Here is a 24,023-nt window from a genome sequence, read left to right as displayed (position 1 = left end):
CGGCGGTCGGACGCGCGCCGGGGCGGGCGTAGAATCCCCGGATGCCAAGACTGGTCCTGATCGACGGGTCCTCGTACCTGTACCGCGCGTTCCACGCGCTTCCCCCGCTCACCAACAGCGCCGGCGAACCCACCGGCGCGCTGTTCGGCGTCGTGAACATGCTCCGCGCCACGCTGGCCGAGCAGCCGGACTGCGCGGTCTTCGTGGTCGACGCCCCGGGCAAGACCTTCCGCGACGACCTGTACCCCGAGTACAAGGCCAACCGCTCGGCGATGCCCGATGACCTGCGCGCGCAGGTCGAGCCCATGTGCGAAATCGTGCAGGCGCTCGGCTTTCCCTTGCTGCGCATCGGCGGCGTGGAAGCCGACGACGTGATCGGCACGCTTGCACTCGAAGCCGCGGACGCAGGCAGCGACGTGACCATCTCCACCGGCGACAAGGATTTCGCGCAGCTCGTGCGGGAGCCCGGCAACGCCGGCAGCATCAAGCTCGTGAACACGATGAGCGGCAGCGTGCTGGACAGCGACGAGGCCGTGTTCGCGAAGTTCGGCGTGCACGCGCGTCAGATCGTCGACATGCTCGCGCTGATGGGCGATGCGGTGGACAACGTGCCCGGCGTGGAGAAATGCGGGCCGAAAACCGCCGCGAAATGGCTCGCCGAGTACGACACGCTCGATGGCGTGATCGCGAACGTGGAGAAGATCGGCGGCAAGATCGGCGAGAACCTGCGCGCGGCCCTGCCGCGACTGCCGCTCAACCGCACGCTGGTGACGATCAAGACGGACGTGCCGCTGGACCAGGCGGCGCATGCGATGACGCTGCGTCCGCGCGACGTCGACAAGCTGCGCATCCTCTTCGCGCGCTACGGTTTCAACGCAGCGCTGCGCGAACTCGATGGCACGCCTGCGCCGAAGGCCGCCGAACGCAAGGTCTCGATGCGCGGCACCGAAGCCGGCTGGGCGCGCACGGGTGCGGCACCGACGGAAGCGCCGGATCCCGCGCTCGCGGCGAAGGGCGAGTACGAAACCGTGCTCACGCAGGCGCAGCTCGATGCGTGGATCGCGAAGCTGCAAGCGGCCGAGGGCTTTGCGTTCGACACGGAAACCGATTCCTTCGATCCGCTGAGTGCAAACCTGATCGGCGTCAGCGTTGCCGTCGAAACGGGCCATGCGGCCTACATTCCCTTCGGCCACGATTATCCGGGCGCGCCGCAGCAGCTCCCGCGCGAGGTCGTGCTCGACGCGCTGCGTCCGCTCTTCACCGACGCGAACAAACGCAAGCTTGGCCAGCACGGCAAGTACGACCTGCACGTGCTGCGCTGCCACGGCGTGGTGGTGCACGGCTACGACGACGACACGATGCTGGAAAGCTTCGTGTGGAACGCGGGCGCGAGCCGGCACGACCTGGATTCGCTCGCCAAGCGCTACCTCGGCTACGACACCGTTGCCTACGAAGACGTCGCGGGCAAGGGTGCGAAGCAGATTCCTTTCTCGCATGTCGCGCTCGACGACGCCACGCGCTACGCCGCCGAAGACGCCGACGTGGTGCTCCGCCTGCACGCGGCCTTGCGCCCGAAGCTCGCCTCGGAGCCCTCGCTGGAACGCGTCTACCGCGAGATCGAAATCCCGCTGGTGCAGGTGCTCGAGCGCGTGGAAGCCAACGGCATCCTCGTGGACGTGGCGGAACTCAAGCGCCAGTCCGCGGACATGGGCAAGCGCATGCTCGACGCGCAGCAACGCGCCACCGACCTCGCGGGCCGCACCTTCAGCCTCGACTCGCCGAAGCAGGTGGGGCAACTGCTGTTCGACGAACTCAAGCTGCCCGTGCAGGTGAAGACGCCGTCTGGCCAGCCGAGCGTGAACGAAGAAGCGCTCGAAGCGATCGCCGACCTGCACGAGTTGCCGCGCATCATCCTGGAGTACCGCGGCCTCGCGAAATTGCGCAGCACCTACACCGACAAGTTGCCGGAGATGGTGAACCGCAACACCGGGCGCGTGCACACCAGTTACCACCAGGCCGGTGCGGCCACGGGGCGCTTGGCCTCGTCGGATCCGAACCTGCAGAACATCCCGATCCGCACCGAGGACGGGCGCCGCATCCGCCGCGCGTTCATCGCACCGCCCGGCCGCAGCATCGTGGCCTGCGACTACTCGCAGATCGAGCTGCGCATCATGGCGCACCTGTCGGAAGACCCGAACCTGCTGCGCGCCTTCACCTCCGGCGACGACATCCACCGCGCGACCGCGGCGGAAGTGTTCGGCAAGACGCTCGAGGAAGTCTCCGGCAACGAGCGCCGCGCGGCGAAGGCGATCAACTTCGGCCTGATGTACGGCATGAGCGCCTTCGGCCTGGCGCGCCAGCTCGGCATCGGGCGCGGCGAAGCGCAGGACTACATCGCGCTGTATTTCTCGCGGTACCCGGGCGTGCGCGATTTCATGGAGCGCACGCGCGTGGAAGCGCGCGAGCGCGGCTACGTCGAAACCGTGTTCGGGCGCCGCCTGCACCTGGAGAACATTTCCGCGCGCAACGCCGGCCTGCGCGCGGGTGCAGAACGCGCGGCGATCAACGCGCCGATGCAGGGCACCGCGGCGGACATCGTCAAGCGCGCGATGATCGCGATCGATGCCTGGCTGTCCACGCTCGATGGCCGCGCGCTGATGCTGCTGCAGGTGCACGACGAACTGGTGTTCGAAGTGGAGGATGCGTTCGTCGAGGACCTCATCGCGGGCGCGAAGGACCGCATGTCCGCTGCCGCAGAACTGCGCGTGCCCCTCGTGGTCGATGCAGGACGCGGCGCCAATTGGGATGAAGCCCACTGATGAGCTCGCGTGAGGTTGATGAGGACCGTCCCGACGGCATGAATTCTTCCTGAATCCAACAGGTTCTTAACCTGAATCTTCACGAACCATCCATGTACCCGGTGGTCTCATAGCTCGCGTCAGATGCAAGGTCTGACGCTGATCTCTCCCTCCCCTGGAGTGATCCCCGGAGCGGACTCCTCCCCAAGTCCCGCTCCCCGGCCCCGCCGGTCTCCCCCTGGCCTGCGGGGCTTTTTATTGCCTGCGATTTGTTGATTGCGATCCTGAATTGGCCGACAGTCGGCCCACGCGCTGCGCGAAGGGGGAAAACGATGTTCGATCTGGCGATGCCTGTCTGGGAATACCTGCTGCGGGCGGTCGTGGTCTACGTCGTGCTGCTGTTCCTGATCCGCCTGTCCGGCAAGCGGACGATGGGCCAGTTCACCCCGTTCGACGTCCTGCTCATCGTCCTGCTCGGCAATGCGGTGCAGAACGCACTGCTGGGCACGGACACCTCGCTGATGGGCGGCCTGATGCTGGCCGCGATCCTGATCGCGCTGAACTGGACCACGGGTTTCCTGGCTTCGCGCAATCGCACCGTGGAGCGCTGGATCGAAGGCGTGCCCGTGATCCTGGCGCGCAACGGACACCTGTACGAGGACGTCCTGCGCCGGGAGCTCGTCAGCCGCAACGATTTCGAGGAAGCCCTGCGCCAGAACGGCGAGCTCACCCTCACGGACGTCCAGATCGCGATCCTGGAAACCGATGGCCGGATCAGCGTGGTGCCGCGGGAGCGTCCGTCGCCGGTCGACTCGGCGATCTGATCAGCGCAGCTCGCCGAGCCAGTCGCGCGGCCGCAGGTAATCGGCCAGCCGCGCCTCGGGGCTGCCTTCCTGCGGCGCATAGCCGTATTCCCAGCGCACCATCGGCGGCAGGCTCATCAGGATCGACTCCGTGCGCCCGCCGCTCTGCAGCCCGAACAGCGTGCCGCGGTCGAACACCAGGTTGAATTCGACGTAGCGCCCGCGGCGATACAACTGGAAGTTGCGCTCGCGCTCGCCGAACGGCGTGTCGCGCCGACGCTCGACGAGGGGCAGGTACGCATCGAGGAAGCCGTCGCCGACCGCGCGCATGTAGGCGAAGTCGCGTTCGAAGTCCTCGTGCAGGTCGTCGAAGAACAGGCCGCCCACGCCGCGCGTCTCGTCGCGGTGCTTCAGGAGGAAGTATTCGTCGCACCAGCGCTTGTGCGCCTCGTAGCGTGCCTGCCCGCCGAAGGGCTCGCACAGCGCGCGGGCCGTGCGATGCCAGTGCAGCACGTCTTCGTCGTACGGATAGAAGGGCGTGAGGTCGAAGCCGCCGCCGAACCACCAGGCCACCGTGCGCCCGTCGCGCATCGCGCGGAAGTGGCGGACGTTGGCGTGCGTCGTCGGCAGGTAAGGATTGTGCGGATGGAAGACGAGCGACACGCCGACCGCGCGCCACGTCGCGCCGGCGAGTTCGGGCCGCGCCGCGGTCGCGGACGGCGGCAGCTTCGAGCCCGATACGTCGGAGAACCCGATGCCCGCCTGTTCGAACACCTTGCCGTCGCGCAGCAGGCGGGTGCGTCCGCCGCCGCCTTCCTTGCGCGTCCAGCGATCCTCGACGAAGCGTGCACCGCCGTCGGCGGTCTCGATCGCCGCGCAGATGCGGTCCTGCAGGTCGGTCAGGAATTCGCGGACGCGGGCGAAGTCCGCATCGTCTTCGAGGTGGGCCGGATGCATGCCCGGCATTCTAGCGAGGCTCACTCCCGCAGGCGGGGCAGGCCGTGCTCGTCGCGGATCTCGATGGCCGCTGCGTCCTGGATCTGTTGCCGCAGGTCGCGGTTGGGCAGCGGGAGCACGGGCTCGCCGCGGGTCGCGCGCAGCGCATTGGCGTAGGACAGGCGGGCGCATTCGGGGTCGCCCGAAGCGGCATAGCCTTCGGCCAAGGCCTCCCACGCACGCGCACCGCCACCTTGTGCGACGGCGCGATGCAGGCTCGCCTCCGCGGTCGGCCAAGGCTGCAGGCGCGCGAGGGCGAGCAGTGTCGCGGGGCTTTCCGGATGCGCCTGCAACCAGCGCGCGAGTTGTTCGCGGCGCGCATCGGGCGCGGCGGTGGTCGGCAGCCGACCGTAGAGGTCGACCAGCGACTCGTCCCAGCGCGTGGCGAGCGCCTGTTCGATGTTGCGCGCGGCGGCATCGTCCCAGCGCATGTCCGATGCGCGCGCGGCGTACGCGGCGACGACGATCGGATCGGCCTGCAGCGGTTTGGGCAACGCGTCCCAGCGATCGGCGAGCGCATTCGCATCGACGGCTTCGGTGAGCGAGGCCGCGGCCCAGCGCGCCTGCCATGCATCCAGCTCCGCGGCGGGCGCGGCCTGTTGCTGGCGCAGGGCGCCGAGCATGCCGTAGGCCTCGTGCGCGCGGCCGAGTTTCGCGAGCGCCTGCGCGCGCAGCAGCAGGCCGCGCGGCGGAAGCGGTTGCGCACCCGGCGCATCCAATGCGGAAAGCGCAGCCGCCGGATCGGTGGCGATCGTGCGATCCGCGCGTGCGAGCGCCGCCGCGATCGGATGTCGCGTCGACAGCGCGTCGATCTGCCGCGTCGCCGCTGCCGCATCCGCGCGTGCATCGGCAGCTTGCGCGGCCGCGACGCGTGCAACGGCCGCGGCGTCGTCGCCTTCGGCCGCCTGGTCGAGCAGTTTTTCCGCGCGCACCCAATGGCCCTGGTGCAGCGCGCCCAGTCCATCGGTGAGGCGCGCACGCACCTGGCGGCGTCGGAAGCCGCGCCATCCGCGGAACGGCAGTGCGAGCACCGTCCACGCCAGCCACAGCGCCGCGAGCCCCAGCACCAGCAGCAACAGCGCGCCGACCAACGTGCTCTGGTAGTCGTGCCCGCGGAAGCGCACCAGCACTTCACCCGGATCCTGCACGAGCAGCTGCGCGACCAGGGCCCCCACGAGAACCAGCACCAACCAGAACAGGAGATTGCGGAACAGGTTCATGGGGTCGCCTCCTTTCGAAACTTTCAGCGGGCGCGCATCGACCGCAATTGCACGAGCGTGGTGCCCAGCACCGGGGAGGACACCGCAAGCGCCTGCGCGCGCAGTCCCTGCAGGCTCGCGCGTTGCGCGCGCAACGCGGGCGAGTCGGGCCACAGGCGCGGCAGCCAGGCATCGGCGCGTGCGAGGGCGTCGCGCCATGCCGTGGTGTCGCGACGCTCCAAGGCTGCACGCGCGAGCGTGAATTCGATGGCGAGTGCTTCCAGGCCGGCGGCCCGATCCGATGCGGAACGCAGTTGTGCGCGGTCGCTCGGTCGCACGTCGACCAGGCGCGAAAGGATGCGTTCCCACCACGCGCGCGCTTGCGTGCCCGAAGTCGACGCCGTGATCGGCAACGCGGGCAACGCGCGTTCGATCGCCGACAGCTTCGACGCCGCCGTGCGTGCGGGATCCACGTGCGCCTCATCGAGTGCGCCGCGCTCCTGCGCCAGCGTCTGCTTGAGGCTCAGGTAAGCGGGGTCGTCCACGCCATCGAGCAGTCCGGCCGCGAGCGCATACGCGCGCTTCGCGCCGTCCAGGTCGGAGGCGAGCTGCAATCGTTGTTGCGCCATGCCGAGCAGCATTTCCACTTCATCCAACCGCAGCGCCTGCGCGCCGTGGCGATCGGGATCGGCGAGCTTGGACACGCTGTCTTCCAGCAAGGCGGCGCGTTGTCCGATGCCGAGCAGTTCGTCGCGCAGCAAACGATTGGTGGCTTCGGCCTGCTGCAGGCGTTGCGTGTTGGTGCGCTGTTCGTTGCGCAACGCGTCCATGCGCGCCTCGATTGCGCTGAGTCGCTGCGATGCATCGTCGGCGGCGGCGCGGTCGGATTCTGCGCGGATGCGCCATTCGCGCCAGCCCCAGGCACCCGCGAGGGCGAGCAGCAGCAACGCAAGCAATGCGAGCGGCGCGCGGCTGCGATTCGCCGCAGGCGTGGGCGAGGAGGTGGGGGTGTCGGGAGCGTCGTTGGAGTCGATCACGGCGGGGGGCGGGCGCGTCGAGCGGTGCGAGGATGCTAACGGATGGCGCGTCGTGGCCGGCCGTCACGCACGACCGCGAGCAGTTCGGCGGGTCGGGCGCCCTCTGCCACGCGGATGTCGTCGAAGCCATGGCGCTGCGCGATGTCGGCCAGGCGCTCGCTGCCCGCGAGGATGCGCGCGCCGAGCAGACGGCCACGCAAGTCCCCGGGTACGTGCGCCATCAGCGTGTCCAGCGCATCGCCGCTGCTCAAGGCGATGGCGAGCTTGCCGCGAACGGCGCGCAGGGCGTTCCAGGCGCGCGGCATGGGCGCCTGTGCTTCGCGCGCATAGACATCGGCGCGCACGACCTCGGCGCCGCGCGCACGCAGGCCTGGCGCGATGCGATCGCGGCCCCCGGGCGCGGTGACCAGGCCGACACGCCGACCGCCGACGTCCTGCAGCGCATCGAGTGCAAGCAACGCGTCGCTATCCGCGCGCGGCGGCACCTGGACACCAGCGATGCCGGCGCGACGCAAGGCCGCAGCCGTGCCGGCACCGATCGCGAACACCCGACGACCGCGCGCGCCGCGCAGCGATGCCAGCGCCGATGCGCACCGCACGGCGTTCGGACTCGTGAACACGACGAAAGGTGCGGCGAGCGCCTTCCCCAAGGCCGCTTGGGTGCGCGCATCGTCCTGCGGTGCGATGCGCATCGTCGACAGCGCGATGCAGGCCAGGCCCGCCTGGGCGGCCGCACGGCGGACGCTCCCGTGCTGCCCGACCGGGCGCAGGGAGATCACGTACCATGCCGGCGGTTGCGGTTTCGCGGTCGCGCGCATGGCGCGCAGCTTGTGGCGTGCCGCGCCCTCCCGCAAGCCAAACCTGAAGATCGATGACGCACACGCTGTCCGGACACCTCCTCGAACATCTCGACGCCCACTACCGCGGCATGCCGCCGGTCGCCGCGATGCAGGTCTCCATCGCCGGCTACGACGGCGAGCGCCTGCGCCTGCATGCGCCGCTCTCCCACAACGTCAACGACAAGGGCTGCGCGTTCGGGGGAAGCCTCTCCTCGCTGATGACGCTCGCCGCCTGGGGACTGGTGACGCTGCACGTGCAGAGCGCCGGCATGGAAGCGGATGTCTTCGTCGCCGACAGCGCCGTGCGCTATCTCGCGCCCTTGTTCGAAGACCTGCAGGCCGAGGCCCACGCGGCGCCGGAGGCCGACTGGCACGCCTTCCTGGCCACGCTCGCCGAGCGCGGCAAGGCGCGCACCGAACTCGTCGCCCGCGTCACGCTTCCCGACGGCCGCGATGCGGCCACCTTCCGCGCGCGGTTCGTCGCATTCCGCAAAGGGTAGGATGCCCCTGTCCATGGGGAGGAATCCGATGTCGAAGTCGAAGGGTTGGATGCGGGCTGCCTGGCTGGCCGTGTGCGCCAACGTCGTGCTGCTCGCCGGGTGTGCGTCGGCGAAGCACCAGATGGGCCAGCTCGACCAGAGGCAGTACGCCTACTCCGCGGCGATCCGCTGGGGCGATTTCGAAGGCGCGTGGATGCTGGTGGACCCCAAGTACCGCGACGCGCATCCGATGAGCGACGTCGAACTGGAGCGCTACAAGCAGATCCAGATCGCCGGTTACCGCGACGTCGCCACGCAGGCGCTGCCCGACGGCGACGTGGTGCGCGAGGTCCAGATCGACCTGGTGAACCGCCACACGCTCACCGAGCGCTCCACGCGCTACACCGAGCACTGGCACTTCGAGCCGGAAACCAAGACCTGGTGGCTGGTGGTCGGCCTGCCGGACCTCTGGAAGGACTGAACCACGCGCCCGGCCGCGCGCCGGGCACTTTTGCGCGCGGGCGGCGGGCGGGCGACAATCGCCGCCCCTCGCCCATTGCGGCCGCTGCGCAGTCCCCCTCGTGAATCTTGAAGAATTGCTGGGTTTCGCGACCCGCCACATGACGCTCGCCCTGGCCCTGGTGGGCCTGACGATCGGCATCATCTATGTCGAAGTCGCCCGCTTGTTCCGCAGCTACAAGGCGTTGCGGCCGGCGGCACTGACCGCGCTGATCAACCGCGAGAACGCGCTGGTCATCGACCTGTCGTCCACGTCCGAGTTCGAGAAGGGCCACATCCCCGGCAGCAAGAACGTGGTGCAAAGCCAGTTCGATCCGGAGAACAAGCAGCTCGCGAACGCGAAGTCGCTCCCGGTCGTGGCGGTGTGTCGCACGGGCCAGGCCTCGGCGGGCGCGGCCAAGCGCCTGAAGCAGGCCGGCTTCGAACACGTGTATTGGCTCGACGGCGGTATCCAGGCCTGGCAGCAGGCCGACCTTCCCTTGGTGAAAGGCCGCTGAAGCCTCGCGGACGCGTGCCATAATCGCCCTCTTTTTCAGCAGTTCCGGAGTCAGCAGCAATGTCCGATGAGACCCCCACCGGCGCCCTCCAGGGCCAGCAGGCAGGCGCGACCTTTGCGGTCGAGAAGATCTACGTCAAGGATGTCTCGTTCGAGGCGCCGGGCGCCCCGCAGGTGTTCAACGAGCCGGGCCAGCCCGAGCTGCAGATGAACCTCAACCAGAAGGTGCAGCGCCTGAGCGACACGGCGTTCGAAGTCGTCCTCGGCATCACGCTCACCTGCAACATGGCCGGCAAGACCGCGTACCTGGCCGAAGTGCAGCAGGCCGGCGTGTTCACGCTGGCGGGCTTCGAGGACGCCGGTGTCGACGCGATGCTCGGCACGCAGTGCCCGAACCTGTTGTATCCCTACGCCGCGGCGACGGTGGCCAACCTGATCCAGGCCGGCGGCTTCCCGCCCTTCTTCATGCAGCCGATCAATTTCGAAGGCCTGTATGCGGAAAACCTGCGCCAGCGCGCCATGCAGGCCTCCGGCAACGCCGACCTCGGCGGCACGGAGACGGTCGGAAACGCCTGATCGCCCATGGCGACGGTCGAACCGATACAACCGCTTTCGGTCGCCGTCCTCGGCGCGGGCTCCTGGGGCACCGCGCTCGCTGCGCTGATCGCACGGCACGGGCATCGCACCGTGCTGTGGGGTCGCGATGCAAAAGCGATCGCCGCGCTCGCGGCGACGCACGAGAACGCGCGTTACCTCCCCGGCGTTGCGTTGCCGGAGTCCCTCGAAGCGACGGATGACATGGCCAAGGCCCTCGCGGGCTGCGACCTCGTCCTCGTCGTCGTGCCGTCGCACGCATTCGCGGAAACGCTGCGTGCGCTCGCACCGCATCGGCCCGCGCATGCGGGCGTGTCGTGGGCGACCAAGGGCTTCGAACCGGGCTCCGGGCGTTTCCTGCACGAAGTCGCGGCCGAAGTCCTCGGCGACGTGCCGGTCGCGGTGGTCACCGGGCCGTCGTTCGCGAAGGAAGTCGCGCAGGGCCTGCCCACGGCGCTGACGGTCCACGGTTCTTCGCAGGGCTTCTCGCAGCAGGTCGCCGACGTGCTGCACGGCCCCGCATTCCGCGCCTACACCGGCGACGACATGCTCGGTGCCGAACTCGGTGGCGCGATGAAGAACGTCCTCGCCGTCGCCACCGGCGTCGCCGACGGCATGCAACTCGGCCTCAACGCGCGCGCCGGCATGATCACGCGCGGCCTCAACGAAATGCTGCGCCTGAACGCCGCGATCGGCGGCAAGGCGGAAACGCTGATGGGTCTGGCAGGCCTCGGCGACCTGGTGCTCACCTGCACGGGCGACCTGTCGCGCAATCGCCGACTGGGCCTCGCGCTCGGTCGCGGGCAAAGCATCGAAGATGCCGTGCGCGAAATCGGCCAGGTCGTGGAATCCATCCAGACCGCCGACGAAGTGATGCGCCAGGCCGAACGCCATGGCATCGAACTGCCGATCACCAGCGCCGTGCAATCGGTGCTGCACGGCGAACTCACGCCGGGGAAAGCCTTGCAGCTGCTGATGTCGCGCGACCAGAAACCCGAATATCCGTCGGGGTTGTTCGAATAAAAAAGCCCGGCGGATGCCGGGCTTTTTCGTTGCCGATGCCGCTGCGATCAGAAGCTCGCGCGGACGCCGACCGTGTAACGCTTGATGTCGCGGCCGACTTCGGCTTCGCCGACGACCGACCACATCGGGCTGAAGCGCGCTTCCAGGCCGAAGGACGGCGTGAACTCGCTGTCCAGGTCCGAGCCGTCGGTGTAGTTGGCCTTCAGCGTGCCGACGATGACGTCGTTGAACGCGGAGCGGAAGCCGACCGACGCCTTGTAGCCGTTGGCGCTGTCGTGCGCGCTGACGCCGAACGCCGACGCTTCGACGCGCTGGTTGATGTAGCTCAACTCGACGATCGCATCGGCGTTGTCGGCGATGGACGGATGCCAGCCGAGGCCGATCTGGCCTTCTTCCAGGTCCATGTCGAGGATGTCGTTGTTGCTGGTCTTCTGGTAACCGCCGAAGGCGTGGAAGTCCTTGGCGAACTCGTACGAGCCGCTGACGTTCCAGCCGTCGAAGTCCATGTTCGTGTTGCTGTCCAGCTCGAGCGTGTTGCGCGCGACGCCGACCTGGGCGTAGGTGTAGCTCGGTTCGGCAGCGAACGCGCCGAACGACGCGGCGAGGAGGATCGCGGCCGCGATGACTTGCTTCTTCATTACGTCTAATTCCCTGAAGATAAAAAAAGCCGCCCATTCCGGCGGCGCGCGCAAGGTAACAACAATTGGATTTCAGGCAACCTGACTTTTTCTCCCCTGACTTCCGGCCCAGTGACATGAAAGAAAGCCCGGCGTATGCCGGGCTTCTTTTTTCATTGCGATCGACGCGACATCACCACGTGAAGCGCGGGCCGACGAACCACTGCTTGTCGCCGCCCTGGATGAACTTCACTTCGCCGGCGAGGCCCCAGTTCTGGTTGAACTTCGCCTGCGCGCCGACCTTGCCGTAGAAGTCGCCGTCGACCTTTTCGTAGTCTTCCCAGCCGGCCATCGCATAGCCTTCGAACATGTCGTTCGCAGCGCCACGCACGCCGACTTCCATGCTGTAGCCATCTGCATCGAGCGCGCTGCCGGCATCGAGCTTCTCGTAAGCCACGCGCGTGACGAGGTCGACCTTCGAGGCGACCGGATGGTTGTAGCCGACGCCGAAGCGGTACTGGTCGAAGTCGAAGTTGGTGTTGTCGAACTCCTGGTGCGACCAACCGCCGAAGAGGTGGAAGTTGGGATGGATGGCGACCGAGCCGTTGAGGCCCCAGCCGTCGGCATCGCGCACGGAGTCGGTCTTGGCGTAGCCGCCTTCGACGTAGTTGTAGGACAGGCCGTCGGCAGCGGAGGCGGCAAAGGGGAGCGCCGCAAGGAAGGCCAGGGAGAGCAGGGAACGCTTCATGCGAAACCTCTTTTCTAGGTCATGGGGGGAGCTGGCGCCTTCTGTATTCAGGTTTGGGCACCGAGCGGCGGCGATTCTCCCCAACGGTCGGCAACCGACCCTGAATACAAAACCAGCGGGTACAGGAACTTTTCAGCGGGATCCCAGTCTTCGAGCGCGCGACGGATCGCAAGGCACGGCGCCCCTTGTGGCTCTGCCGTGGCGTCCCCAAGACGGTGGAGGGCGCTTTTCGTCGCCGGGGCCCTGACAGGCCGGCGACACCCGATGTGGCATCAATCGCCGACCCAAACCCCGGGCCCGGCGGTCGTTGTTGCATTCATGCAACGCTGAAACTTTTCAGGTGGGGATCGATCCAAGATGGCCATTGCTAGAATCCAGCCCATGACTCAAGTGACCACCTCCAACGCGCTCATCGCCAACAACCTCCCGATCCCGAGTGCCCTGGGTTCGCTGGACGCCTACATCGGCGCCGTGCACCAGATCCCGGTGTTGTCGGTCGAGGAAGAGCAGGCCCTCGCTTCGCGTTTCCGCGACGGCGACGACCTCGACGCAGCCAAGCAGCTCGTGCTCTCGCACCTGCGCTTCGTCGTGCACGTCGCACGTGGCTACAACGGCTACGGCCTGCAGATGGGCGACCTCATCCAGGAAGGCAACATCGGCCTGATGAAGGCGGTGAAGCGCTTCGACCCGACGGTCGGCGTGCGCCTGGTCAGCTTCGCGGTCCACTGGATCCGCGCCGAGATGCACGAGTTCATCCTCAAGAACTGGCGCATCGTGAAGGTCGCGACCACCAAGGCGCAGCGCAAGCTGTTCTTCAACCTGCGCAAGAGCAAGACGCGCCTGGGTTGGATGAATGCCGAGGAAGTCCGCGCCGTCGCGCAGGACCTCAATGTCTCCGAACGCGAAGTGATGGAGATGGAAGCGCGCCTGTCGGGTCGCGACATCGGTTTCGATGCGCCCGCCAGCGAGGACGACGACCACGGCCCGCCCGCGCCCGTCGCCTACCTCATGGCGAACGACGAAGACCCGTCGCAGGCCTACGAGCGTGCCGACAGCGAAGACAACCAGCTCGAACTGCTGCGCGAAGGCCTGTCGCGCCTGGACGCGCGCTCGCGCGACATCGTCAAGCGTCGTTGGCTCGATCCGGATAGCAAGGTGACGCTGCAGGAACTCGCGGACGAATACGGCGTGTCGGCCGAACGCATCCGCCAGGTCGAAGCGAATGCGCTGAAGAAGATGCGGGCGTTGTTCACCGCGTAAGGCGCAATTGCAGGAAACAGCGACGGCCCGGGAAACCGGGCCGTTTGCGCTTTAGCGAGGCACGCTCAGCGGGGCGGTTCCTTGCCCAGCACGATTCGCGCATTGCGCTGGTAGGTCCAGTACGCCATCGCCCAGTCGAGGAGCACCACGACGCGATTGCGGAAGCCGATCAGGAAGAACACGTGCGCCGTGAGCCAGAACACCCACGCGGGATAGCCCGAGAACTTCCAGCCGTGCAGGTCGACCACCGCCGCGCGGCGCCCGATCGTGGCGAGGTTGCCGAAGTCGCGATAGCGGAATGGCGCCGGCGCGGGTTTGCCTGCGAAGCGTGCGCGCAACACGTTGGCGATGTGCGTGCCCATCTGCTTCGCGGCAGGCGCGACACCGGGTACGGGACGGCCATCCGCGCGTTGCAGCGTCGCCAGGTCGCCCGCGACGAAGATGTCCGGGTGGTCCGGCAACGTGAGGTCTTCCGTGCGCACCGCCACGCGACCGGCGCGATCGAGCGGCACGTCGAGCGTGCGCGCGAGCGGTGATGCCGCCACGCCCGCGGCCCACAACACGGTGCGCGCCGCGATACGTTCTTCGCCGAGCGCGAAGCCTTCGGCGTCGATCCCCGCCACCGGAACGCCCGTGCGCACGTCGACGCCGAGCTTCGACAACTGCGCGGTCGCCTTTGCCGACAGCGCCTCCGGGAACGTCGCGAGCACGCGCGGCCCCGCCTCGAGCAGCATCACGCGCGCGTCGCCCGGATCGATGTTGCGGAATTCCTTGCGCAGCGTGTGCCGTGAGATCTCGGCCAGCGTGCCGGCGAGCTCGACGCCCGTCGGACCGCCACCGACTACCGCGAAGGTGAGCCACGCAGTGCGACGCGCAGGATCGCGCTCGGCTTCCGCGCGTTCGAAGGCGCACAAGACGCGACGACGGATCGCCAGCGCATCGTCGAGCGTCTTCAGCCCCGGCGCGTGCGGGGCCCACTCGTCGTGGCCGAAATACGCATGCGTCGCACCGGTGCACACGACGAGCGCGTCGTAGGCGATCGCATCGCCGTTCGACAGGCGCACCTGCTTGCCTGCCTTGTCGATCGCGACCACCTCGCCCATCAACACGGTCGCGTTGCGTTGTCGGCGCAGGATGTGGCGCAGGGGCGCGGCGATATCCGGCGCGGATAAGCCCGCCGTGGCGACTTGGTAAAGCAGCGGCTGGAACAGATGGTGGTTGCCGCGATCGATCAGCGTGATGCGCACCGGCGCGCTGGCAAGCCCGCGCGTGGCCCACAGGCCCGCAAATCCGCCGCCGACGATGACTACGTGGGGCACTGCATCCATGGGGTGATTCTCCTAGTAGAGGTCGACCGGGTCCACGTCCAGCGACCACCGCAAACGTTTGCCCTCCGGCGTCTCGCGCAGGAGCGGCACTGCACGCTCCAGCGCCGCATGCAACGCGCGTCGCTGCGGCGAGGACACCAGCACCTGCGCGCGTTGGAAGCCCGCGCGCCGCGGCATCGGCGCCGGCAGCGGACCATGCACCTCGACGCCGGCGACACCCGCGTCCGCAAACGCCCGCTTCGCCGATTCGAGGAAACGCATCACCGGATCGATGTGCTTGGCTTCCGCGCGCAGCAATGCGAGATGTGCGAAGGGTGGGAAACCGGCGACTTCGCGTTCGGCGAGCTCCGCCTCGGCAAAGGCCGGATAACCACCCGCGATCAGCGTCTGCAGCAAGGGATGCGTCGGATGGTGCGTCTGCAACCACACCTCGCCCGCCTTGCGCGCGCGTCCTGCGCGACCCGCGACCTGGATCAGCAATTGCGCCAGCTTCTCGCTCGCGCGGAAGTCGGCGGAGAACAGGCCTTCGTCGATGCCGACCACGGCCACGAGCGTGAGGTTCGGCAGGTCGTGGCCTTTGGCGAGCATCTGCGTGCCGACCAGGATGCCGGCGCGGTCGCCGAGTTCGCCGAGCATCGTTTCGAGCGCATCGCGCCGCCGCGTGCTGCCGCGATCCACGCGCAGCACCGGCACCTCGGGGAACAGTTCCAACAGCCGTTCTTCCAGCCGCTCGGTGCCCACGCCTTGCGGCTGCAACGCCAGGCCGCCGCAATCCGGGCAGGCCTGCGGCGCAGGACGTCGCGCACCGCAGTGATGGCACTGCAGGCGCCGTCCACCGCCGTGCACCGTCATCGGCGTTTCGCAGCGCGTGCATTGCGCGCTCCAGCCGCAGTCGTGGCAGAGCAGCACCGGCGCATACCCGCGGCGATTGCGGAACACGAGCGCCTGGCCGCCGGCTTCCACGGTGGCACGCAGCTTGGCGATCAACTCGGGGGAGAGCCCGGCATCGAGCGCACGCTTGCGCACGTCGAGCACGCGCACCGTCGGCGGGCGCGCATCGCCGGCGCGTTGCGGCAGGCGCACGTGCACGTAACGCTCGGTCAGTGCGTTGTGCAGCGATTCCAGCGACGGCGTCGCGCTGCCGAGCACGACCGGCACGCCCAGCGCCTTGCCGCGCACCAGTGCGAAGTCGCGCGCGTGGTAGCGGATGCCGTCCTGTTGCTTGTAGCTGCCGTCGTGTTCCTCGTCGACGACGATCAGGCCCGCGCGCGGCAACGGCGTGAAGATCGCCGAGCGCGTGCCGACGATCACCCGCGCGTCCCCGCGCCACGCAGCGGCCCACACGCGCGCGCGTGCGGTGTCGTTGAGGCCGGAGTGCAAGGCATGCACCTCGACGCCCAGGCGCGCGCGGAAGCGCGCCAGCGTCTGCGGCGTCAGGCCGATCTCGGGCACGAGCACCAGCGCCTGGCGATCGCGCGCCAGGCACGCCGCGATCGCATCCAGGTACACCTCGGTCTTGCCGCTGCCGGTCACGCCATCGAGCAGCACGGCGCCGAATCCGTCGATCGCGGCGATCGTATCGGCGGCCGCGCGCTGTGCATCGTTCAATGCGTGTCCGGCACGGCCGCCTGCGGGGATATGCGATGGCGCTTCGCGCACCGACCGCGCCAAGCCGCGCGTGGCGAGCGTGCGCGCGGCGGCGCGCCACCCCGGCATCGCGTCGTCGAGCGCGTCTTCGGTCAACGGCTGCGTGTCGAGCAGCGCCGCCAGTCGCCGGGGTGCGCCGTCGCGTTTGATCTGTTCGAGCGCACCGGACACCAGGTGCCAGACGATCGCGTCGGTCTCCGGCAGCGGTGCGCCCTGGCGCAGCGCGGCCGGCAGTGCGGTGGCGAGCACCTCGCCGAGCGGGGCATGCACGTAGCGCGCGAGCCAGCGCAGGGAGTCCAGCAGCTCGCCCTGCAGCAGCGGTGGATCGTCGAGCAGCGCGAGCGCCGCCTTCAGGTCGCGCGCTGCCTCATCCGCGGGTCCGACCTCCGCCACGACACCGATGAGTTCCCGCGAACCGAACGGCACGCGCACGCGGCCGCCGATCTGCGTCGCGTCGGCGCGCGCGCCCTCGGGCGCGCGGTAGTCGAACAGGCGCGCCAACGGCACAGGCAGCGCGACACGGAAGAGGGTGTTGTCGGAGGACATCGCAGCGCAGTCTAGCGACCGTTCGCGTCGTCCCCTACGGCTGCTTTCACCTCGCCCGGACTCGACTTTCTTCACGGCCACTGGTTTGGCGCGCACTCTTGGCTCTTTCGTGACGATAGTCATGCAAGCTACCGAATCACATAGAGTTTTGCCCTTATCCACACGATCTGTGGATAAATCTGTGCATGGCGCGATTCCACAGCATCATCCAAGGCAAAAAATGCGGATTGCCTCTGCGTTGGTGAAAAAAGTGCCACCCCCAAACAACGCATTGGAATCAAGCACTTGGGCGTGAAACCAGTTTGCAACACGGACGCGGTGGATCATGGCGGGAGCGTTTGTGACGGTCCGGTTATCGCTGTGCACAACCGATTTCGACGGAACCCGCGCCGGGCTTGGAGGAGCAGGCTTCGGGACTTCGGTCAAGCGCAAATTTAACGACGAGCGTGACGGCCCTCACGCGCGCGCCGATGGCTATCATCACGGCCGATGACGCTCCGACTCGTATGACCGCGCAGATCGATTCGCCTCCCTCGTCGACCGGAGCACCCACGGCTTTCCTCCGCGGCGTCGAGCGCCGCGCCGCCCTCCTGGCCGAGCTTCAGTGCGGCGATGCGCGACGGGGCGACGTCGCCGTGGCCGCCACCTTGCGCGCGTTCGCGGGCAGTGCCTCCGCCACGCCCATGTCCGGCTGGCCGGTGCGCTTCTGGTCCCTGCTGCTCGCGGCGCCCGACCTCCGCCGGCAGGCCGAAGACGCGCGCTGGACGCCGCCCTGGCTGCCGCTCGGCGCACTGGGCAACGGACCGCGCGCCGCGCTGCTCCTGCGCCTGGTGGGCGGTCTGGAGATGGAGGACGCCGCGACCTCGCTCGGTGTTTCGCTCGAGGCGTATCGCGCGGCGCTGCAGCGGGCCATTCCCTATCGCGACGACGGCACGCCGGATCGCGAGGCCTGGCAGGGCTGGGTCGACGCCGTGCGCACCCGCGTGGCGGAGATGCCCGCGGAACGGCTGGCGCGGATGCAGGGCACCGGAAGCGCGCCGTCACCCATCGATGCGCCGGAACCCGTGCGCACGGAACCCGCCGTTGCAACGGCCGCGATCGCGACACCCGCCGCCGCACCTCACACCGAGACGCGCGACGGGCGTGCACCACGCCCGCACCGCCTGCGCATGGCCATCGTCGCCGGCCTCCTCGCTGTCGCCGGCATCGGCGTTGCGGTGTACCTCCTGCAACCCGGCTGGCTCGACCGCCTGCCCGGCCGCGGCATCCGAACGCGCACCTTGCCGCCGGCAGACGAACCGGCGGCGCGCTTCGACGCCGACTTCGCCGCGTGGACGCACCGCGACTTCTTCGCGATCGCCGACGTCGACGGATTGCACCGCGCGCAGGACCTGCCGTTCTTCGCGTGGTATGCGGCACAACGCGCCGTGCAGCCCGCGCAGGAGGCGGCAACCCCTGCGTCCGCCATCACGCCCGTCGTGCCCGCCGCGGTGCTCGCCGAACCCGCGCCGCCGCCGTCCTTGCCGCCTCCGCGCGCGACACCGCTGCAAGCGCCGGCGAACGTCCTCCTCCCGGCCGTCATGTCCTCCGTGATCGCGCACATTCCCGCGCCGGTGCAGGCCGACCTGCGCGAACAGGCCGCGTTGTGGACCGCCTGGTCGCCCGCGCAACGCACCGACTTCGCCCGCCGCGTCGCGCAATGGGATGCGCAGCCGCGCGAGCGCCGCGCGCAATGGCGCGTCGCCTACCAGGCCTGGCGACACCTCGATCCGGTGGCTGCGGAAGCGGTTGAAAACGCCGTGCAGGCGTTCGCGCAACTCGCGCCGGAAGACCAGGCTCGCCTGCGCGCAGAATTCGATGCGCTGGATGCCACCACGCAACGCGGCTGGCTGCTCGGCCCCGCCATCGGCGCGGACTATCCGAAGCTGCAACCCTTGCTCGCGCAGATGCCCGAATCGCAGCACGAAGCGATGCTCCGCATGTTGCGCAGCATGGACAGCGCGCAGCGCGCGGACCTGGCCGTGCTCGCGCAGCGCGTGCCACCGCAGGCGCGCGAGGAGCTCGTGCGCAATGTGTTGTCGACGTCGGATGCGAACCGCGCGGCCTGGTTGCGCGCGCGGCTGGAGCAGTGACTCAGCCCAGCGGCATGTCGCGCAGCACGCGCCGGCGGATGCGCACGCCTTCCTCGCCGAAGCGCTGCAGGCCCTCGGCGCGCAGGCGCGGCGCGTGTTCGCGCGTGTAGGTTTCCAGCGCCCCGAGGTCTTCCACCTGGTAACGCACGCACAGCCCCTGGCGGCCCGCGGTGGGCAGCGGCTCGACGACCTCGTGCACCTGCGCCGAGACGAAGCCCGGCAGCGCGAGGATGTCGCGGACGTGGCCCTGGAGCCACTCGCGGTAGGCCGCGGCGATCGCGACGTCGAATTCCAGGTTGACTTCGTAAACGACCATGTTCACATCCAGACGAGGCTCGCCAGCAAGGTGAACGCGGCACCCAGCGACAACAGGACGAAATAGCAGAAACCGAGGATGCAGTATTTCAGCAAGGTCATGGTCCAGCCTTGACCATAGACACGCTTCTGCATGAGGAAAAGGTACACGGGCATCCAGATCCACAGGCCCGTCTCCATGAGGTGGAACAGGCCCTGCGCCCGCGGGGCCATCGCATCCTGCGCCGCCATCACCAGGAACAGCAACAGCAGCGACAGGCACAGGAACGCGTGGCTGTGCAGCGCGACGATCAGGTGCTCCATGTACAGGCGGCGCTTGAACGCATAGATGATCTTCAGCATCAGCGCGAAGATCGGCATCAGCACGAACAGGGTGGACGGCACGGTCTTCAGCGCCGCGTCCTTGAACAGGTTCGGGTCGTGCTGCATGCGCGCGATGTTGTCCTTCGCGTGCCCGGCCAGTTCGTTGAACTTGTGGTTGACGAAGTTCGGCGCCCACGGGATGTCGATCGGGTTCTTCACCGGATCCCACGGGCCCTTGTCGTTGAAGCTGATGTTGTTGTTGTCGCCGCTGTCGTCGCCCTTCAGGCCCGCTCTCACGCCGACCTCGGGTGGCGGGGGCGGCGTGCCGGCCTTCTCGGCGTCCTGGAGTTGCTTGATGCGGCGATCGGCCTGCGACCTGATCGCGTTGGCGGCCGCGTCCAGGCCCACGCCCACGCCCGGCGTGCCGGTGTTCTCGGCCTTGGCCTTGTTGAGTTCCTTGAGGGCGGCATCGCGGCGCTTCTGCACTTCCTGCACGGTCTTGCCCGCGGAAATGCCGGAGTCGTTGCCGTCGACGTCGAACTTCGTGCTGCCGAAGTCCAGCGTCAGCTGTGCGACGAAGAAGGTCACGATGCTCAGGAACACGAACAGCCGCACCGGGCTGACGAAGCGGATGCGGTGGCCTTCGAAATACTCGCGGCTGAGGAAGCCCGGCTTGGCGAACAGCGGCCACAGCGTGCGGAACACGCGCGCGTCGATGTTGAAGACCGTGTCGAGGAAATCGCCGACGATGCTGCTGAAATGGCGCACGAGGCCCTTGGTCGGCTGGCCGCAGGCATAGCAGTGCTCGCCCAGCAGCGGCACGCCGCAGTTCTGGCAGGCCGGCCGCGGCGTGGCGGTGGCCGCGGTGCTCGCGTTGTCCTTTTCGCTCATCGGTCTTCCCCTGGCACCCGGCTAAGATAAACGACGCTTTGCGACCGTGCGCCCTGCGCACCTTCGCGCCCCCCACGATTCGACCCCCACGAATGGACACGACCGCCCCCGCGCCGCGCTTTTCGCGCGAACTGCGCACCAGCGCGACGCTCGCCGCGCCGCTCGTGCTCGGCCACCTGTCGACCGGCCTGATCGGCTTCGTCGACAGCGTGATCGCCGGCCACCACGGCACGCGCACGCTGGCGGCGGTGGCCGTGGGGACGGCGCTTTTCTGGCTGCCGATGATGATGCCGATGGGCACGCTGATGGCGCTGCCGCCGGCGGTGTCCCAGCTCGACGGGGCCGGGCGGCGCGCGGAGATCGCGCCCTTGTTCCGTCAGGCGATGTGGCTGGCGGCGATGCTCGGCATCGTCCTGTTCGCCTTCCTGAGCGTGGTGACCCTGGCGCTGGAACCGATGGGCATCGCGCCGGACATCCGCCCGGGTGCGATCGCCTTCCTGCACGGCCTGCGCTGGGGCGTGCCTGCGCTCACCCTGTACCTGTGCATGCGTTACCTGAGCGACGGACTGCACTGGACGCTGCCGACGATGGTGCTGGGCTTCGGCGGCCTGGTCCTGCTGGTCCCGCTGGGCTATGCGCTGACGTGGGGCGTCTGGGGTTTGCCGGAACTCGGCGCGGCCGGGTTGGGTTACGCCTCCGCGGTGATGATGTGGGCGCAGGCGATCGCGTTCGCGCTGTATCTCGGCCGCTCGAAGCGCTTCGCATCGCTGGGACTGTTCGCGCGTTTCGATCCGCCGCACGTGCCGGTGTTGCGCGACCTGCTGCGCACCGGGCTGCCGATCGGCGTGACGGTGTTGATGGAAGGCGGCTTGTTCATCGCCACGGCCTTGCTCATCGGTCGCCTGGGCGGCGTGCAGGTGGCCGCGCACCAGATCGCGATCAACGTGTCGAGCCTGTGCTTCATGATTCCGTTCGGGCTCGCGGAAGCGACCACGGTGCGCGTCGGCCATGCGCTCGGCCGCGGCGATCGCGACGGCCTGCGTCGCGCGGCCTTCGCCGGCTACACGCTGATGTTCGCCACGCAGGCGCTCTCAGGCGTGCTGCTGCTGTTCGGCCACCAGCAACTCGCCTCGCTCTACACCGCCGATGCGACCGTGGCGGCGCTCGCGGGCACGCTGCTGCTGTACGCCGCAGCGTTCCAGTTCCCCGATGGCGTCCAGGTCCTCTCGGCCGGCGCGCTGCGCGGGCTGCGCGACACCCGGCGGCCGATGCTGCTCGCCGCCTTCGCGTACTGGGGCGTGGGCATGCCGCTCGGCGCGGGACTCGGACTCGGCCTTGGCTGGGGTCCGCAGGGCATGTGGATGGGCTTGATCGTCGGGCTCACCACCGCGGCGGTCCTGTTGTCGACCCGCTTCTTGCGCTCGTCGCGACGCGTCCCCATGCACGATGGCGAAAACCCCGCCACCCCGCGGCCGAACGCCGCCATGACCGACGGCGCATGAAACCCGGCGCCGCTGCCGCTAACCTGCGCTGCCTGCCTGGAGCATTGCAATGAACGAAGTGCGTCGCCACGGTCCCATCGCCCGGTTCTTCCTGTGGCTGTGGGATGCGATGAACTTCACCCGCCGCCTCGTCTTCAACCTCGTGTTCTTCGGGTTGTTGCTGATCGTGCTGACGATGATGTTCGGGGGCGGCGGCCTGCGGCCCTTGTCCGATCGCACGACGCTGGTCGTCGCGCCGGAAGGCCGCCTGGTCGAACAGTTCAGCAGCGACACCGCGAGCCGCGCGCTCGCCCGCGTGCTGGGCGACCAGCGTGGCGAAGAAGTGCAGTTGCGCGACCTGCTGCGCGCGCTCGATGCGGCGTCGAAGGACAAGCGCATCGAACGCGTGTTCCTCCGCTTCGATCGCCTCGAACCCACCGGTTATGCCTCGCTGCGCGAACTCGCCGCGGCGATCGCGCGCGTGCGCGCGTCCGGCAAACAGGTCGTTTCGTTCGGCGAGTCCTACATGCAGGAGCAATACCTGCTCGCGGCGCAGGCGAACGAGGTGTACCTGGATCCGATGGGCGGCCTCGTGCTCGAAGGCCTGGACCGCTATCGCTTGTATTACCGCCAGGGCCTGCAGGACAAGCTCGGCGTCGACGTGCACCTGTTCAAGGTGGGCGAATACAAGTCGGCCGCCGAGCCCTACGTGCTCGACGCCGCTTCGCCGCAGGCGAAGGAAGCCGACCTGTTCTGGATGAACGACGTGTGGCAGCGCTACCTCGGCGATGTGGCGAAGGCGCGCGACCTCAGCGCGGACAAGCTCGCCGCCGGCATCGACACCATGCCCGAAGGCATCGCCGCCGCGGGCGGCGACCTGGCGCGCTATGCGTTGCAGCAGAAGCTCGTCGATGGACTGAAGACCGAAGAACAGGTCGACGACCTGCTGATCGATCGCGGCGTCGCGGATGCCGATGCACCGGGCGGCTTCCGCCAGGTGAGCTACGACACCTACCTGCGCCACGTCGACGATGGCATTCCTTCCGCCGATCCGCGCCCGCAGGTGGCCGTGGTCGTGGCCGAAGGCGAGATCAGTGGCGGCGAACAACCGCCGGGCCGCATCGGTGGCGAATCCACCGCGGCATTGCTGCGCGAGGCGCGCGACGACGACAACGTCAAGGCGCTCGTCCTGCGCGTGGATTCGCCCGGTGGCGAAGTGTTTGCTTCGGAGCAGATCCGCCGCGAAGTCGTTGCGCTCAAGGCCGCGGGCAAGCCCGTCGTGGTGTCGATGGGCGACCTGGCGGCATCGGGTGGTTACTGGATCTCGATGGATGCCGATCGCATCTACGCCGATCCTTCGACGATCACCGGTTCCATCGGCATCTTCGGCGTGATCCCGACCTTCCCGCGCGCGCTGGAAAAGATCGGCGTGCATGCCGACGGCGTGGGCACGACGCGCTTTGCCGGTGCGTTCGACGTCACGCGTCCGCTCGACCCCGCGGTCGGCGACGTCGTGCAGTCGGTCATCGAAAAGGGCTATCGCGATTTCACCCATGGCGTCGCGCAGGCGCGCAAGCGCAGCGTCGAACAGATCGACGGCATCGCGCGCGGCCGCGTGTGGACGGGTGCGCAGGCGCGCGAGCGCGGCCTGGTCGATGATTTCGGCGGATTGCAGAACGCGGTCGACGATGCCGCCAAGCGCGCGAAGCTCGGCAAGCCGGACACCTGGCGCGTGCGTTACATCGAGCGCGAAGCCACGCCGTTCGAACGCCTGTTCGCAGGTTTCGTGCAAAGCCGCGCGGGCGCGGCGTGGTTGCACGATTCCTCGTTCGCGCAGGGCATGGCGCGCGCGGTGGTCGCGCGCAGCGTGCCGCAAATGAGCGCGGACCTGCAGTTCCTCGACGCCGCGATGCAGCGCACGCCCGGCGCGCCGGTGAAGGCGCTGGCGTATTGCTTCTGCGAGCTTTGAGCT

The 24,023-nt window shown here is 68.6% G+C and carries 21 protein-coding genes; 11 read left to right on the top strand and 10 right to left on the bottom strand.

The annotated features are described in order from the left end of the window. Positions 1 to 41 precede the first annotated feature (41 nt). The gene (polA, locus tag LVB87_RS04035) at positions 42 to 2,819 is read left to right on the top strand and encodes a DNA polymerase I (RefSeq protein ID WP_232899634.1); all 2,778 of its coding nucleotides are present in this window, start codon (positions 42 to 44) and stop codon (positions 2,817 to 2,819) included. A 311-nt stretch (positions 2,820 to 3,130) separates the two neighbouring features. Then, the gene (locus LVB87_RS04030) at positions 3,131 to 3,622 is read left to right on the top strand and encodes a YetF domain-containing protein (protein WP_232899633.1); all 492 of its coding nucleotides are present in this window, start codon (positions 3,131 to 3,133) and stop codon (positions 3,620 to 3,622) included. Here the strand turns inward: LVB87_RS04030 and hemF are convergent, their stop codons facing one another. Genes hemF through LVB87_RS04010 form a run of 4 tightly spaced genes read right to left on the bottom strand, consistent with a single transcriptional unit; the run spans position 3,623 to position 7,651 of the window. Beyond that, on the bottom strand, positions 3,623 to 4,558 hold the full coding sequence (gene hemF / locus LVB87_RS04025; RefSeq protein WP_232899632.1) for an oxygen-dependent coproporphyrinogen oxidase: 936 nt from the start codon (positions 4,556 to 4,558) through the stop codon (positions 3,623 to 3,625). Positions 4,559 to 4,578: 20 nt separating this feature from the next. Continuing rightward, positions 4,579 to 5,817, bottom strand: coding sequence for a heme biosynthesis HemY N-terminal domain-containing protein (locus LVB87_RS04020; RefSeq protein WP_232899631.1), 1,239 nt, complete (start codon positions 5,815 to 5,817; stop codon positions 4,579 to 4,581). Between the two features lie 23 nt (positions 5,818 to 5,840). After that, complete coding sequence (locus LVB87_RS04015; protein WP_232899630.1) at positions 5,841 to 6,833, bottom strand: uroporphyrinogen-III C-methyltransferase; 993 nt, start codon at positions 6,831 to 6,833, stop codon at positions 5,841 to 5,843. Between the two features lie 35 nt (positions 6,834 to 6,868). After that, positions 6,869 to 7,651 carry a uroporphyrinogen-III synthase gene (locus LVB87_RS04010; RefSeq protein ID WP_232899629.1) on the bottom strand — a complete coding sequence of 261 codons (783 nt, stop codon included), beginning with the start codon at positions 7,649 to 7,651 and terminating at the stop codon, positions 6,869 to 6,871. 53 nt (positions 7,652 to 7,704) lie between these two features. Between LVB87_RS04010 and LVB87_RS04005 the strand changes: the two genes are divergently transcribed. From LVB87_RS04005 to LVB87_RS03985, 5 genes are all read left to right on the top strand, one after another. After that, positions 7,705 to 8,172, top strand: a complete 468-nt coding sequence (locus LVB87_RS04005) for a YiiD C-terminal domain-containing protein (protein ID WP_232899628.1) — start codon at positions 7,705 to 7,707, stop codon at positions 8,170 to 8,172. Between the two features lie 28 nt (positions 8,173 to 8,200). Further along, positions 8,201 to 8,632 (top strand): hypothetical protein, encoded by a 432-nt coding sequence (locus LVB87_RS04000; protein WP_232899627.1) that lies wholly within the window; start codon positions 8,201 to 8,203, stop codon positions 8,630 to 8,632. Between the two features lie 100 nt (positions 8,633 to 8,732). Further along, on the top strand, positions 8,733 to 9,167 hold the full coding sequence (locus LVB87_RS03995; RefSeq protein ID WP_232899626.1) for a rhodanese-like domain-containing protein: 435 nt from the start codon (positions 8,733 to 8,735) through the stop codon (positions 9,165 to 9,167). Between the two features lie 59 nt (positions 9,168 to 9,226). After that, positions 9,227 to 9,742 (top strand): protein-export chaperone SecB, encoded by a 516-nt coding sequence (secB, locus tag LVB87_RS03990; protein WP_232899625.1) that lies wholly within the window; start codon positions 9,227 to 9,229, stop codon positions 9,740 to 9,742. A 6-nt stretch (positions 9,743 to 9,748) separates the two neighbouring features. Further along, positions 9,749 to 10,783 carry an NAD(P)H-dependent glycerol-3-phosphate dehydrogenase gene (locus LVB87_RS03985; protein ID WP_232899624.1) on the top strand — a complete coding sequence of 345 codons (1,035 nt, stop codon included), beginning with the start codon at positions 9,749 to 9,751 and terminating at the stop codon, positions 10,781 to 10,783. Between the two features lie 47 nt (positions 10,784 to 10,830). Here LVB87_RS03985 and LVB87_RS03980 read toward each other — a convergent pair whose 3' ends face one another. Continuing rightward, on the bottom strand, positions 10,831 to 11,421 hold the full coding sequence (locus LVB87_RS03980; protein ID WP_232899623.1) for an outer membrane beta-barrel protein: 591 nt from the start codon (positions 11,419 to 11,421) through the stop codon (positions 10,831 to 10,833). Positions 11,422 to 11,593: 172 nt separating this feature from the next. Continuing rightward, a complete protein-coding gene (locus LVB87_RS03975) occupies positions 11,594 to 12,148 on the bottom strand; it encodes an Ax21 family protein (RefSeq protein WP_232899622.1) in 555 nt (184 codons plus the stop codon). A 381-nt stretch (positions 12,149 to 12,529) separates the two neighbouring features. Between LVB87_RS03975 and rpoH the strand changes: the two genes are divergently transcribed. Then, on the top strand, positions 12,530 to 13,408 hold the full coding sequence (rpoH, locus tag LVB87_RS03970) for an RNA polymerase sigma factor RpoH (RefSeq protein ID WP_232899621.1): 879 nt from the start codon (positions 12,530 to 12,532) through the stop codon (positions 13,406 to 13,408). A gap of 65 nt (positions 13,409 to 13,473) precedes the next feature. Here the strand turns inward: rpoH and LVB87_RS03965 are convergent, their stop codons facing one another. Further along, the gene (locus tag LVB87_RS03965) at positions 13,474 to 14,736 is read right to left on the bottom strand and encodes an NAD(P)/FAD-dependent oxidoreductase (protein WP_232899620.1); all 1,263 of its coding nucleotides are present in this window, start codon (positions 14,734 to 14,736) and stop codon (positions 13,474 to 13,476) included. A gap of 12 nt (positions 14,737 to 14,748) precedes the next feature. After that, entirely contained in the window at positions 14,749 to 16,929 is a 2,181-nt protein-coding gene (locus LVB87_RS03960) for a primosomal protein N' (RefSeq protein ID WP_232899619.1), read from the bottom strand. A 506-nt stretch (positions 16,930 to 17,435) separates the two neighbouring features. On the opposite strand from LVB87_RS03960, the gene LVB87_RS03955 reads away from it, so the two are divergent. Beyond that, positions 17,436 to 19,061, top strand: coding sequence for a DUF3106 domain-containing protein (locus tag LVB87_RS03955; protein WP_232899618.1), 1,626 nt, complete (start codon positions 17,436 to 17,438; stop codon positions 19,059 to 19,061). Between the two features lies 1 nt (position 19,062). Here the strand turns inward: LVB87_RS03955 and LVB87_RS03950 are convergent, their stop codons facing one another. Continuing rightward, positions 19,063 to 19,377 (bottom strand): DUF4286 family protein, encoded by a 315-nt coding sequence (locus LVB87_RS03950; protein ID WP_232899617.1) that lies wholly within the window; start codon positions 19,375 to 19,377, stop codon positions 19,063 to 19,065. A 2-nt stretch (positions 19,378 to 19,379) separates the two neighbouring features. Then, positions 19,380 to 20,570 carry a DUF3667 domain-containing protein gene (locus tag LVB87_RS03945; RefSeq protein WP_232899616.1) on the bottom strand — a complete coding sequence of 397 codons (1,191 nt, stop codon included), beginning with the start codon at positions 20,568 to 20,570 and terminating at the stop codon, positions 19,380 to 19,382. Between the two features lie 92 nt (positions 20,571 to 20,662). On the opposite strand from LVB87_RS03945, the gene LVB87_RS03940 reads away from it, so the two are divergent. Further along, positions 20,663 to 22,072, top strand: a complete 1,410-nt coding sequence (locus LVB87_RS03940; protein WP_232899615.1) for an MATE family efflux transporter — start codon at positions 20,663 to 20,665, stop codon at positions 22,070 to 22,072. 49 nt (positions 22,073 to 22,121) lie between these two features. After that, the gene (gene sppA, locus LVB87_RS03935) at positions 22,122 to 24,020 is read left to right on the top strand and encodes a signal peptide peptidase SppA (protein WP_232899614.1); all 1,899 of its coding nucleotides are present in this window, start codon (positions 22,122 to 22,124) and stop codon (positions 24,018 to 24,020) included. Positions 24,021 to 24,023: the final 3 nt, after the last annotated feature.

Origin of the sequence: Lysobacter sp. KIS68-7, assembly GCF_021284745.1 — a bacterium.
Lineage (GTDB): Bacteria > Pseudomonadota > Gammaproteobacteria > Xanthomonadales > Xanthomonadaceae > Noviluteimonas.
This window is presented reverse-complemented; position numbering and strand designations above follow the sequence as displayed.